The sequence below is a fragment of the Mycobacterium sp. URHB0021 genome, from assembly GCF_054057895.1.
Map to the genome: position 1 here is coordinate 7,902,896 of NZ_JBSRZT010000002.1, position 11,958 is coordinate 7,914,853.

General features: G+C 67.2%; 12 protein-coding genes. 5 read left to right on the forward strand and 7 right to left on the reverse strand.

Going from position 1 to position 11,958, the window contains the following annotated elements:
• Positions 1-7: 7 nt before the first annotated feature.
• The 4 genes from ACVWWN_RS40750 to ACVWWN_RS40765 all read right to left on the reverse strand — a co-directional run bounded on the left by ACVWWN_RS40750 (position 8) and on the right by ACVWWN_RS40765 (position 3,169).
• On the reverse strand, positions 8-1,363 hold the full coding sequence (locus tag ACVWWN_RS40750; RefSeq protein ID WP_457148958.1) for a HAMP domain-containing sensor histidine kinase: 1,356 nt from the start codon (positions 1,361-1,363) through the stop codon (positions 8-10).
• Positions 1,364-2,041, reverse strand: a complete 678-nt coding sequence (locus ACVWWN_RS40755; protein ID WP_457149465.1) for a response regulator transcription factor — start codon at positions 2,039-2,041, stop codon at positions 1,364-1,366.
• A gap of 47 nt (positions 2,042-2,088) precedes the next feature.
• Positions 2,089-2,472 carry a heme-binding protein gene (locus tag ACVWWN_RS40760; protein WP_457148959.1) on the reverse strand — a complete coding sequence of 128 codons (384 nt, stop codon included), beginning with the start codon at positions 2,470-2,472 and terminating at the stop codon, positions 2,089-2,091.
• A gap of 181 nt (positions 2,473-2,653) precedes the next feature.
• On the reverse strand, positions 2,654-3,169 hold the full coding sequence (locus tag ACVWWN_RS40765; protein ID WP_457149466.1) for a hemophore: 516 nt from the start codon (positions 3,167-3,169) through the stop codon (positions 2,654-2,656).
• Positions 3,170-3,576: 407 nt separating this feature from the next.
• Here ACVWWN_RS40765 and ACVWWN_RS40770 point away from each other — a divergent pair, with 407 nt between their 5' ends.
• From ACVWWN_RS40770 to ACVWWN_RS40785, 4 genes are read left to right on the forward strand one after another with little or no spacing between them, the layout of a single operon-like run.
• Positions 3,577-6,564, forward strand: coding sequence for an MMPL family transporter (locus ACVWWN_RS40770; RefSeq protein WP_457148960.1), 2,988 nt, complete (start codon positions 3,577-3,579; stop codon positions 6,562-6,564).
• Entirely contained in the window at positions 6,561-7,079 is a 519-nt protein-coding gene (locus ACVWWN_RS40775; RefSeq protein WP_457148961.1) for an XRE family transcriptional regulator, read from the forward strand. Before ACVWWN_RS40770 ends, ACVWWN_RS40775 begins: the two co-directional genes overlap by 4 nt.
• Before the next feature lie 25 nt (positions 7,080-7,104).
• Positions 7,105-7,785: an alpha/beta fold hydrolase gene (locus ACVWWN_RS40780; protein ID WP_457148962.1), complete on the forward strand. Its 681-nt coding sequence runs from the start codon at positions 7,105-7,107 to the stop codon at positions 7,783-7,785.
• On the forward strand, positions 7,782-8,195 hold the full coding sequence (locus ACVWWN_RS40785; protein WP_457148963.1) for a CoA-binding protein: 414 nt from the start codon (positions 7,782-7,784) through the stop codon (positions 8,193-8,195). Before ACVWWN_RS40780 ends, ACVWWN_RS40785 begins: the two co-directional genes overlap by 4 nt.
• On the opposite strand, the gene ACVWWN_RS40790 is transcribed toward ACVWWN_RS40785, so the two are convergent.
• Positions 8,192-8,881, reverse strand: a complete 690-nt coding sequence (locus ACVWWN_RS40790) for a hypothetical protein (RefSeq protein ID WP_457148964.1) — start codon at positions 8,879-8,881, stop codon at positions 8,192-8,194. The genes ACVWWN_RS40785 and ACVWWN_RS40790 overlap by 4 nt on opposite strands.
• Entirely contained in the window at positions 8,878-9,477 is a 600-nt protein-coding gene (locus tag ACVWWN_RS40795) for a hypothetical protein (RefSeq protein WP_457148965.1), read from the reverse strand. The genes ACVWWN_RS40790 and ACVWWN_RS40795 overlap by 4 nt, the downstream gene beginning before the upstream one ends.
• Before the next feature lie 40 nt (positions 9,478-9,517).
• Here ACVWWN_RS40795 and ACVWWN_RS40800 point away from each other — a divergent pair, with 40 nt between their 5' ends.
• Positions 9,518-11,521: a M13 family metallopeptidase gene (locus ACVWWN_RS40800; protein WP_457148966.1), complete on the forward strand. Its 2,004-nt coding sequence runs from the start codon at positions 9,518-9,520 to the stop codon at positions 11,519-11,521.
• Between the two features lie 66 nt (positions 11,522-11,587).
• Here the strand turns inward: ACVWWN_RS40800 and ACVWWN_RS40805 are convergent.
• Positions 11,588-11,958, reverse strand: a 371-nt coding sequence (locus ACVWWN_RS40805; protein ID WP_457148967.1) for a L,D-transpeptidase, incomplete at its 5' end; no start/stop codon positions are given.

Genomic DNA, 11,958 nt, shown 5'->3' on the forward strand with positions numbered 1-11,958 from the left:
CGCCCGATCAGTCCGGATTCGCACCGTCCCCTGCCGACTCGGCCGCCCCGGCCGTCACAGACACCGTCAACGTGGCCCGCAGTCCGCCCAGCGGGCCGTCGGACAACTCGATGGTTCCGCCGTGCAATGCCGCCTGCTGGGCGACCAGCGCCAGGCCCAACCCGGATCCTCCCGGCTCCGCCGTGCTGCCCCGCGAGAATCGCCCGAGCACCGTTTCACGCTCGTCGACGGGCAGCCCGCGTCCGTTGTCATCGACGATGATCGTCACCAGCTGCGCAGTGCGTTTCGCCGCCAACACAATCAGGGTGGCCCGCCCGTGCGTGACGGCATTGCGCACCAGGTTGTCCACTGCCAGCCGCAATCCGCTGGGCCAGCCCCAGACGGCGCCGAAGTCGTCGTCGGCCTCCACCACGATCTCCACGTCCACGCCGACGCGCATGTTCTCCCGCGCCACCCGGTCGAGCATGTCGGTGACGTCGATCAGTTCGCGATCCTCGGCCTGGGCCAACTGACCCGACGCGAGCTGACCGAGCGCCGTGATGATCGCCTCGACACGTCGTTGTGCACGCGAGAGGTCCTGCACCACCTCGGCAAGCTCCTCGGGAGGCAGGTTGTGAATTCGCAGGGTATCGAGATCTGCACGCATCGCGGTCAGGGGTGTGCGCAGTTCGTGGGCGGCATTGGCAGCGAAATCCTGCGCCGCTTGAAGCGAATTCGTGGTGGCTTGCTGTGCTGCGGCGATCCGGTCGAGCATTGCCTTCATCGCCTCCGACAGGTCCTCGGCCTCGCGGACACCGCGGACTTCGGGCATCCGTCCGGAGTCCTTGCCCAGGCGTTTGGTGTGTTCGGTCAGCCTGCGCAGCGGGCGTATCGCGGGCCCCGCCAGCATCCAGCCCAGCCCGCCGGCGATCAACACGGTCACCACCCCGACCACGGTGTACAGCGGAATCCTGGCTCGGTTCAACAAGATACTGTCCGCCCGGATGCCGATCGACATCAGCAGGCCGCCCTGGTGGTCGACGGTGGTGGTGCGGACGCGGTACTCGACACCGTTGACTTCGACGTTCGTGGTGCCGGGCTGCAGCGCCGGAAGCTGGAATCCCCTCTGGAACACCACCTGTCCGGTGGCCCGCGACCGGCCCGTGGTCAGCACGCCGCGATGCGGATCCTGAAGCTGTTCGGGATTGATGCTCGCGTCCACGATGGAATCGAGTCGCCGATCCAATTGCACGGCATCGTTATTGGCTAATACCACGGACGTGAGGATGGTGAACGCCGCGACGACGGCAGCCGCCGAGGCCGCCGCGGCGACGGCCACCCGGGTACGCAGCGACGCGGACCGCAGAAACCGCGGAACCCGCACTTACGTCTCGTCCCGCAGCACGTACCCGATCCCGCGAACCGTGTGAATGACCCGCGGCAGGCCGTCGCGTTCGAGCTTGCGCCGCAAGTAAGAGATGAACACGTCGGCGACGTTGGTGTCGACGTCGAAGTCGTAACCCCAGACCAGTTCGAGCAGTCGCTGCCGCGAAAGCACCACGCCGGCATTCTCGGCCAGCACGGTCAGCAGATCGAATTCACGCTTGGTCAGCTCGACTCGCTCGCCGTCGACGAACACCAGCCGTCGCGCGGTGTCGATCGTCAACGGCCCGACCGTCATGGTGTCGGATTGCTGATCGGAATGGCTCGACCGACGCAGCAGCGCGTGCAACCGCGCCACCAGCTCACCCAGATCGAACGGCTTCGTCAGGTAGTCGTCGGCACCGGCCTCGAGTCCGGCGATGCGGTCATTGACCGTGTCCCGGGCCGACAGCACGCAGATGGGAATGTCATTGCCCAGCGCGCGCAAGGCCGTCACCACCGCGACACCGTCCAGTTCCGGCATCTGCACGTCGAGAACCAACGCATCGTGGGTCTCGTTGGACAGCAGTCGCAGCGCTTCCTTCCCGGTTGCCGCGACCCGAACGTCGAAACCCGAATGCCGCAATCCGCGGGCAACTGAGGTTCTGACGTCCGGGTCGTCATCGACCATCAGCACCATCCGGCCCGCGGTGTCCTGCGCGGGCGGTTGCGCAACCGGCACGCGACCTACGGAATGGAGGGAGCGGGCGCCGAACCGCAGCGGTTCTTCAGGTCCAGCAGCGGCTGACGGATTCCGGTCAGCTCGGCCTTCACCATGGGATTGTCTGCCAGGTAGTCCTGCACCTGGGTCCGGACCTGGTCGCGGGGCAGGCCCTCCAGGCTGGTGAAGAACCAGTTGACGTCGGGATGCGTGAACAGGTACGCGGACGTCGAAGCGGAGACACCAGAGGCCACGCCGGCCAAGTCGGCCGCGGAGCAGTTCGGCGGATTGTTCGCCGGGTCGTCGGCCATCGCCGAGGGCAGTGCGCCAAACAACATCGCACCGGCAAGGGCGCCGGCGCCGACTGCACCAGCTACCGCACGCCGCGCGGTACGGGCCGAGAGCAACATGGACAAGCTCCTTCATACGAAGTGGAGAGACCGTAACCAGTGGTGGTTACCGACTTGGACCAACTCTGAAAAGCTAAGCAGAATCGTTACTGACTTTCTTGCCTTGCGCTTAACGAATCGTAAGAAAGTCTGAATGTGCAGCTCAGGGGCGCCAGGTCGGTGCTGCTCGGGCCGGTGATTGCTACCGGGCGGGCAGCCCGGCGGGGCCGGGAAGCGGGCCCATGCCCTGGCTAACACTCGCGGCGGGCGCCGACGGCGCGGGCACCGCAGCCCCCGGGGTGCCGAGCGTCTGTGCGGTCTGCTGCATTCCTGGCAAAGTCGACGGCAGTCCACCGCCCTGCTGCTGCGCGGCTTGCATCAGCCCGAGCAGCTGGGGAATGGTGATCGGCAGCTTGCACCGGCCGGACAGGTTCACCAGCGGCTGCTGCAGCGCCTGCAGGTCCTTACCCGCCTGTGGGTTGGCGTCGAAATAGGTCTTCAGCGCACCCAGCGACTGCGGGCCGGCCTGCTGCTGCGAGATGGTGGTCAGCGCCTGGTTCGTCTCCGGGTGCGTGTCGAGGTAGTTCCCCGTCGAGTTGGCCACCGAACCCACGGTCCTGGCGACCTCGCTGGCGGCGCACGGATCCATCGCGGCCGTCGCCGACGGACCCATGAGCGCGGCGACACCCGCCCCAGCCACCGCAGAGGCGACGAGCATCGCGCACAGACCGCGCCGCAGCGATGTGGTGGTCGGTCCCCTGAACGTCACGGTGAAACTCACGGACAACTCCTTACGGTTGCGAACGACCGTCTGCCGCGCACACACCACTGAGATCGGCTGTACTGGGTCCCCCGACCACAGAGCCGGCCGAAACGGCCACCGGCCATATTGCCATCACCGCCACCAGACGTGCCAATCCAGCGAACGAATGCCCAGGTGAAACCCAGGTACTCACAGGTTCGCGAGGCCCTGAGAGGCAATTACGAGGGACGGATTAGAGCCGGCTAAAGCGTTGCTGGCATGTTATCTCGGCCGTCATCGCCCCACCGGGAGCCACTGTATGCTCACGCTACGAAACGCCAGGCGCCCGGGGAGAAAGCGGGGAGTTCGCTATCCAGCAGTTCATGATGCGCTTGAGCAGCAACCTGCGCAGATACCGCTGGGCGGTTTTCGCAACTTGGCTGCTCATTCTGGTGCCCGCGATCTACCTCGCAATGAACCAGTCCAACCACCTCACCGGTGGTGGCTTCGAGGTCGAGGGCTCCCAGTCGCTGTATGTCCAGCGCCAGGTCGAGCAGCATTTCCCCGACCAGGGCGCGTCGCCGTTGGCGCTCGTCGCGGCCCCGCGGGCGGATGCCTCGTTCGAGGATATGAACTCCGCGGTGTCGCAACTCGAGCGCATCGCCGCCGAAGTGGCCAGCCTCAAGGTGCTGCCCAATCCGCAACAGCCGCCGCCCCAACCCGACCGCCCCTTTGTGTTGACCCTGCAACCGGGCTTCAACAACACCGGTGTGGTCGACATCGCCAAGCAACTGCGGGAAAAGGTCGGCATCAACGGCGATCAGCCCGGCGAGACGGCGAACGGCAAGGTTCGGCTCTACGTCATCGGGCAGGGCGCGTTGGGCGCCGCGGCGACGCTGGCCACCAAGCACGACATCGCCCAGGCCGAACAATGGAACCTGCCGATCGTCCTGATCGTCCTGCTCGCGGTCTTCGGCTCACTCGCGGCCGCCGCCATGCCGCTGGTGCTGGGCATCTGCACCGTCGTGGTGACGATGGGACTGGTCTATCTGCTGTCGATGTACACCACGATGTCGGTGTTCGTCACATCGACGGTGTCGATGTTCGGTATCGCGCTGGCCATCGACTACTCACTTTTTATTCTCATGCGGTTCCGGGAGGAACTGCGGGCGGGCCGAGATCCGCAGCAGGCCGCCGATGCGGCGATGGCCACTTCCGGGCTGGCGGTGGTCCTGTCGGGTCTGACCGTGATCGCATCGGTGACCGGCATCTATCTGATCAACACGCCGGTGCTGCAGTCGATGGCCACCGGCGCGATCCTCGCGGTCGCCGTCGCCGTGCTGACCTCGACGACGCTGACGCCGGCGGTGTTGGCGACGTTCGGGAAGGCGGCGGCCAAGCGATCGTCGTATCTGCACTGGTCGCGCCGGGCCGAGACCACACAGTCGCGGTTCTGGAGCCGCTGGACCGGGTGGGTGATGCGCAGGCCGTGGGCGTCGGCATTGGGCGCCTCGGTACTGCTGCTCGCGCTTGCCGCCCCGGCGTTCTCGATGGTGCTCGGCAACAGCATGCTGCGCCAATTCGATCCCACCCACGAGATCCGCGGCGGGGTGAATGCGGCCGCCGAGGCACTCGGTCCGGGGGCGCTCGGACCGGTGCGGGTCTTGGTGACCTTCCCCGAAGGCGGCGGCGCCGCACAGGCGCCCGCCAAGGAGCCGATCCTGGACGCGGTACGCCAGAAGATGGCGCAGGCGCCCGACGTGGTGACGGTGTCACCGACGGTGTTCGGCGACGACTATCGCAGCGCCTTGCTGTCGGCGGTGCTGAAGGTCGATCCCGAGGATGCCGGCGCCCGCGACACCGTCGACTGGTTACGGGAGCAACTGCCGCGCGCACCCGGCGTGAACGACGCACGTATCGACGTCGGCGGTCCGACGGCGCTGATCAAGGACTTCGACGATCGGGTCGCCGCGACGCAGCCGCTGGTGTTCGGCTTCGTCGCGCTGATCGCGTTCGTGATGCTCCTGATCTCGATCCGGTCGGTGTTCCTGGCGCTCAAGGGCGTCTTGATGACGGTGCTCTCGGTGGCGGCCGCCTACGGCAGCCTGGTCGTCGTCTTCCAGTGGGGCTGGCTGAAGGACCTTGGTTTCGAACCCATCTCGTCGCTGGACAGCACCATTCCGCCACTGGTGCTGGCGATGACGTTCGGGCTGTCGATGGATTACGAGATCTTCCTGCTGACACGCATCCGGGAACGCTTCCTGCAGACCAACAACACCCGCGACGCCGTGGCGTACGGCGTCAGCACCAGCGCCCGTACGATCACCAGCGCGGCGCTCATCATGATCGCCGTTTTCATCGGGTTCGCGTTCGCGGGCATGCCGCTGGTCGCCCAGTTGGGTGTGGCGTGCGCGGTGGCGATCGCCGTCGACGCGACGGTGGTGCGACTGGTGCTGGTGCCCGCGCTGATGGCGATGTTCGACGAATGGAACTGGTGGCTGCCCCGCTGGCTGGAGCGCATCCTGCCCTCGGTGGACTTCGAGAAGCCGCTGCCCAAGGCCGATATCGGCGACCTGGTGATCATCCCCGACGACATCTCGGAGTACGCCGCACCCGGCTCCGACATCCGCATGGTGGTCAAATCCGCCGCGAAACTGAAAACGCTTGCACCGCAGGCGATCACGGTTGCCGATCCGCTGGCCTTCAGCGGGTGCGGACCACCCGCGAAGGCGCTCGCCCTCGTCGGGGGCGGCCGCGACGCCGATGACGCGCTGCAGCGGCGGCGTCCGACGCGGGTCAACGGCCACGCAAACGCCCCCGGCAACGGCAACGGCAACGGCAACGGCAACGGCAACGGCGCCGCCAACGGCAAGACGCACCGCATCGTGCGTCCGGTGCATCCGGTGACCATGTGGCGCGGCCGGCTCTCGGTGGCGCTGGACGCCCTGGAAACCGAGGCGGATGCCGACCGGGTGCCGGTCGAGCGGCGCAGTCCGATGGAGACCACCAACGTCCAGCTGCCCACCGGTGACCGGCTTCAGATTCCGACGGGAGCCGAGACGCTTCGGCTGAAGAGCTACCTGATCATGTGCCGAAACAGCACCAGGGATTACGCGGAGTTTGCCGAATTGGTCGCGTCGATGGAAACTCAAACCGCGGCCGTAGTGCTGGCCGGTATGGACCGGTACTACTGTGGACAGCACTCGAGGAAACAGTGGGTGGCCACGCAATTGGTCCGTCGTCTGGCCGATCCGCAACCGTCTGACGAGCACGACACCAGGATGTCGGGCCCGGAGGCGGAGGCGGATTGGGCCAAGGTTCGAGAGCGTTGTCTCTCGGTCGCGGTCGCAATGCTGGAGGAGGCGAGGTGACGTTGGCCCCGGAGATTCGGGACGCGCGCCGAGACGCCGTCGCCGGACACAACGGCGGGTCGGCGGCGCACCGGCCGTCGCCCGACGATCGGCCGGTGGAGTTCTGGCCGACCTCGGCGATCCGCGCGGCCCTGGAGACCGACGATCTGACGGTCTGGCAGCGCATCGTGGTCGCGATCAAGCGCGACCCGTACGGCCGGACGGCCCGCCAGGTCGAGGAGGTGTTGGAAACGGCGCGACCCTACGGCGTGTCCAAGGCGCTCTCGGAGGTGCTGACCCGAACCCGCGAGCATCTGGAAGCCAACGAGTGCGCGGAAGTGGCCCGCCACATCCAGGTCTTGATGGACCGATCGGGGCTGGGCGAACAGGAGTTCGCATCGCGCATCGGGGTTCCCGCCGAGGACTTCGCGGCCTATCTCGACGGCGCGGCGAGTCCGTCGGCCTCGCTGATGATTCGCATGCGCCGACTATCCGATCGCTTCGCCAAGATGCGGGCGCAACGGCCTGGCCACTGACGCCTGCGAAGCGAAGCCGATTTCCTTGCCGACGACTTATGTGTTGATCCCCGGGGCCGGCGGCAGCGCCTGGTACTGGCACCGGGTCACGCCTCTGCTGCTCGCGCGGGGCGTCGGGGCCGTCGCGGTCGATCTACCCGCTGCCGACGATTCCGCCGATCTGACCACCTACGCCGATACGGTCTGTGATGCGGTGGCGGGCGTGACCGGACCCGTGATCGTGGTCGGCCAATCGATGGGCGCGTTCACCGCGCCGATGGTCGCGACGCGGGTGGATGCCGCGCAGATCGTGTTGGTCAACCCGATGGTGCCCACCGCGGACGAGACGCCGGGCCAATGGTGGGATGCCACCGGCCAAAGGTCGGCCAGGATCGCCTACTTCGAGCGAATCGGCTTGAACCGCACCGACTTCGACATGGTCGAGGACTTCTTTCACGATGTGCCGCAAGAGGTGCGCGACGAGGCGCTCAGCCTACCGGAACCGCAGCAGTCTGACACCCCCTTCGAACAGCCGTGGCCGATGGCGGGCTGGCCCGACGTGGCCACCCGGGTGGTGGTCGGTAGCGACGACCGCGCGTTCCCACTGGAATTCCAGCGCCGGGTGGTGCGGGAGCGGCTGGGCGTGGAGGTGGAGGTGATCCCCGGCGGGCACCTGGTCGCGCTGAGCCACCCCGAAGCGCTCACCGATGCCATTCTTGCTCCATGAGTGCCGAGACAAATCCAGACCTGGAACGGATCCTGCGCGAGACACGCACCGTCGCGATCGTCGGTGCGTCGGCGAGTCCGGCGCGCGCCAGCCACCAAGTGTGGAGCTATCTGGCGGCGGCCAGCGGCTACGCGCTGTATCTGGTGAACCCGACGATCGACGAGGTCGACGGCACACCGGTGTACCCGAGTCTGGCGGATCTGCCGGTGGTCCCCGATCTCGTCGACGTGTTCCGGCGCCGCGACCAGCTGCCGTCGGTGCTCGCCGACACCATCGCGGTCGGCGCCAAGGTCCTCTGGCTCCAGCTCGGCCTGGCCGACGAGCAGGTGGCCACCCGCGGCCGGGCCGCCGGGCTGGAGGTGGTGATGGACCGCTGCCTGAAGGTGGACCACGCCCGGCTGTTCGCCTAGCGCGATTGGATCGGTGACACGTCGTCCACCAGCCAGCGTCCGCCCTCCTTGGACAGCTGGATGCGTAGCGCCAGCACCGCGGTGTCGGGCGGCTTGCCCGGCACATTCTGCGTGGCGCGCATGATCACCGCGACGCTGGCGGCGACGGGACCGATCGCCTCGACGCCCGCAGAGACCGTGCTGGCCTGGGCGGACACGTTCTTCGCGGTCAGTTCCTTTGCGACCGACGTGAATTGGCTCTTGAGTGCGTCAGCGCTGGTCGGTGACATCATGGCCGCAGCGCGGTCGACCGACGCGGTCGGATTCTGCGGCGTGAACGTCGCGGAGGCCTCCGAGATGCTGCTCGCGATGCCCACCACCTCGGCGCTGTCGTCGCTCAGGGTGCGGTCGGGCACCGTCCACTGGGTGTAGCCGATGACCACCGCGGCCGCCAGGGCCGCCGTCGCCACCGCGGCGACCGCCAGGCGCAGGCCGGGACCGTCGTCGTCGGTGCCGACCGTCACCGAATCGCGGCGTGCCAGCGCGAAGTCGACGACCACGCCCTGCAGGATCAGCAGACACAGCACCGAGCAGACCGACACCCACCACAGCGGCCATGCCAGCGCGATGCCGATGTACACCAGCGCGGCCACCGTGGCGACGGGTGCCAGGAGGTCGAAAGCCAATATGCGCCAAAGGTTTCTCATCGGATCGGCTCGAGCCGCGAGACCATCAGCTTGCCGTCCACATCCGAGACGTCCAGCCGCAGCGTCCAGCGCACCGTCTTCGGTTCGTCGCCGCCGGCGTTCTCGCTGACCGAGGTCGCCACCACCATCACCGTGTCGGTCCGTTTCGCGAAGGCCGACAGCTCGGGTTGCGGCTTCGGTGGCGGGGCGCCGTTCGGGCGTGGCTGGTCGTGGTGAATGGACTCGACCGCCACCGAATCGATCTGGCCGGTGGTGCGCGCCTGCAGCGTCTGAACCAGCTGGCGGTACGGCTGGACGGACGAATCGAACTCGGCGTTCAACTGGCCGACCGTGCCGTCGTGCAGCTTGGTCATATCGGCCTCGACGGTGTCCTTGTTCATGTTGATCAACACGCTGGTCCAGTCCGCAGCGGCCTGCATGACCCTGGTGCGGTAGCGCAATTCGTCGGCCTCACTGCGATGCTGGGCGACGATCAGCGCGGCCAGCGCGATGGCCACGACGGCGACGGCGCCCAGGGCCGCAGAGCCGATGCCGAAGCCGGTGAAGACGCGGCCCCCGTCGACCTCGTGGTCGGGCGTCGGCTCGTCGTCGGGCATGGCCGAGAGGCTACCTGGACACTTCTGGAAGGATGTGGGGGTGACGGTAGAAGCGATTCGCGACGCAGCGGGAAGCAGATCAGGCATCGACCTCTCCTACGTCGACTCCGACGCCCGCCCCCAGGACGACCTGTTCGGCCACGTGAACGGCCGCTGGTTGACCGACTACGAGATGCCTGCCGACCGCGCCACCGACGGCGCGTTCCGGTCGCTGTACGACCGGGCCGAGGAGCAGGTTCGTGACCTGATCACCGAGGCGGCGGCATCCGACGCGGCCAAGGGCACCGACCAGCAGCGGATCGGCGACCTGTACGCCAGCTTCATGGATGAGCAGACGGTGGCCGCGCGCGGCGTGGCACCGCTGCTGGACGAGCTGGCCACCATCGACTCCGCGGACAGGCCGGACGCGCTGGCCGCGGTCATCGGCGCACTACAGCGCACCGGCATGGGCGGCGGAACCGGCATCTATGTCGACACCGACTCCAAGAACTCCACCCGCTACCTGGTGCACCTGAGCCAGTCGGGGATCGGCCTGCCCGACGAGTCCTACTACCGCGAGGAACAGCACGCGGAGATCCTGGCGGCCTACCCCAAGCACATCGCGGCGATGTTCGCGCTGGTGTACGGCGGAACGGCTGACGATCACGCCGGCACCGCCGCGCGCATCGTCGCGCTGGAGACCAAGCTGGCCGGCGCGCATTGGGATGTGGTCAAGCGTCGCGACGCCGACCTGACCTACAACCTGCGCACGTTCGCCGAGTTGCCCACCGAGGCCCCGGGCTTCGCGTGGGCGGGCTGGGTGACGGCGTTGGGCACGACGCCGGAGGCTGCCGCTGAAGTCGTTGTGCGCCAGCCCGACTACCTCACCGCATTCGCAGCTCTGTGGTCGGGCGAGGACCTGGCCGCCTGGAAGGATTGGGCCCGCTGGCGGCTGATCCATGCCCGCGCGGCCATGCTCACCGACGATCTGGTGGCCGAGGATTTCGCCTTCTACGGCCGCCTGCTGTCGGGCACCGAGGCGATCCGCGACCGGTGGAAGCGCGCCGTCTCGCTGGTCGAAGGCCTGATGGGCGACGCGGTCGGCAAGCTGTACGTCGAGCGGCACTTCCCGCCGCAGGCCAAGGCGCGGATGGACGAGTTGGTGGCCAACCTGCGTGAGGCCTACCGCGTCAGCATCAACAAGCTGGACTGGATGACGCCGGAGACCCGGGACCGGGCGCTGGCCAAGCTCGACAAGTTCACGCCGAAGATCGGGTACCCGAAGACGTGGCGGGACTATTCGGCGCTGGTGGTCGAACGCGACGACCTGTACGGCAACTACGTGCGCGGCCAAGCGGTTAGCTCCGACCGCGAGCTGGCCAAGCTCGGCGGCCCAGTGGACCGGGACGAATGGTTCATGACACCGCAGACCGTCAACGCCTACTACAACCCCGGGATGAACGAGATCGTCTTTCCGGCAGCGATTCTGCAGCCGCCGTTCTTCGACGCCGAGGCCGACGACGCCGCGAACTACGGCGGTATCGGCGCGGTGATCGGCCACGAGATCGGGCACGGGTTCGACGATCAGGGCGCCAAGTACGACGGTGACGGGAATCTGGTCGATTGGTGGACCGACCAGGACCGGGCCGAATTCGGCACCCGGACAAAGGCATTGATCGAACAGTACGACACCTACGTGCCGCGCGCCCTCGAGAACGGCCATCACGTCAACGGCGCGTTCACGGTCGGCGAGAACATCGGTGATCTCGGCGGCCTGTCGATCGCCCTGTTGGCCTATCAGCTGTCACTGGGCGGACGGCCGGCGCCGGAGCTCGACGGGCTGACCGGTGAGCAGCGGGTGTTCTTCGGCTGGGCTCAGGTGTGGCGCACCAAATCGCGTGATGCCGAAGCACTTCGGAGGCTTGCCACCGATCCGCACTCACCGCCGGAGTTCCGGTGCAACGGCGTGATCCGCAACATGGACGCGTTCTACGAGGCGTTCGATGTCAGCGAGTCCGACGGGCTGTACCTGCAACCACAGCAGCGGGTGCGGATCTGGAACTAGCTCCGGCACCTTGAGACACGAAACCCCCGCCTCGGCGGGGGGTTTCGGGTGTTCGCGCCTAGACCGTCAAAACATCTGCCAGTCCGACGCACCGTCAGGCTGGTTGTAGATGCCCTTCGAATTCTTGATCACGACGGGATCTCCGCTGCCGAAGTTGTCGTAGAACCACTTGGCATTGTCCGGGCTGATGTTGATGCAGCCGTGGCTGACGTTCCGCTTGCCCTGGTCGCTGACCGACCATGGCGCGCTGTGCACGAAATTGCCGCTGTTGTCGATTCGGACGGCGAGTTGCACATTCAGCTTGTAGCCGTTGGCCGAGTTGACAGGCACGCCGTACGTCGAGGAGTCCATGACGATGGTGGGGAACTTCTCGAGCACGTAATACGTGCCATTGGGGGTCGTATGTCCGCCGGCCGCCATGCCCATGGACACCGGGA

Bases quoted from the DNA above. Each gene is read 5' to 3' on its own strand.
- ACVWWN_RS40795 (WP_457148965.1), bottom strand. From the start codon at position 9,477: ATGCCCGACGACGAGCCGACGCCCGACCACGAGGTCGACGGGGGCCGC.
- ACVWWN_RS40755 (WP_457149465.1), bottom strand. From the start codon at position 2,041: ATGGTGCTGATGGTCGATGACGACCCGGACGTCAGAACCTCAGTTGCC.
- ACVWWN_RS40790 (WP_457148964.1), bottom strand. From the start codon at position 8,881: ATGAGAAACCTTTGGCGCATATTGGCTTTCGACCTCCTGGCACCCGTC.
- ACVWWN_RS40765 (WP_457149466.1), bottom strand. From the start codon at position 3,169: ATGCTCGTCGCCTCTGCGGTGGCTGGGGCGGGTGTCGCCGCGCTCATG.
- ACVWWN_RS40760 (WP_457148959.1), bottom strand. From the start codon at position 2,472: ATGTTGCTCTCGGCCCGTACCGCGCGGCGTGCGGTAGCTGGTGCAGTC.
- ACVWWN_RS40785 (WP_457148963.1), top strand. From the start codon at position 7,782: ATGAGTGCCGAGACAAATCCAGACCTGGAACGGATCCTGCGCGAGACA.
- ACVWWN_RS40770 (WP_457148960.1), top strand. From the start codon at position 3,577: ATGATGCGCTTGAGCAGCAACCTGCGCAGATACCGCTGGGCGGTTTTC.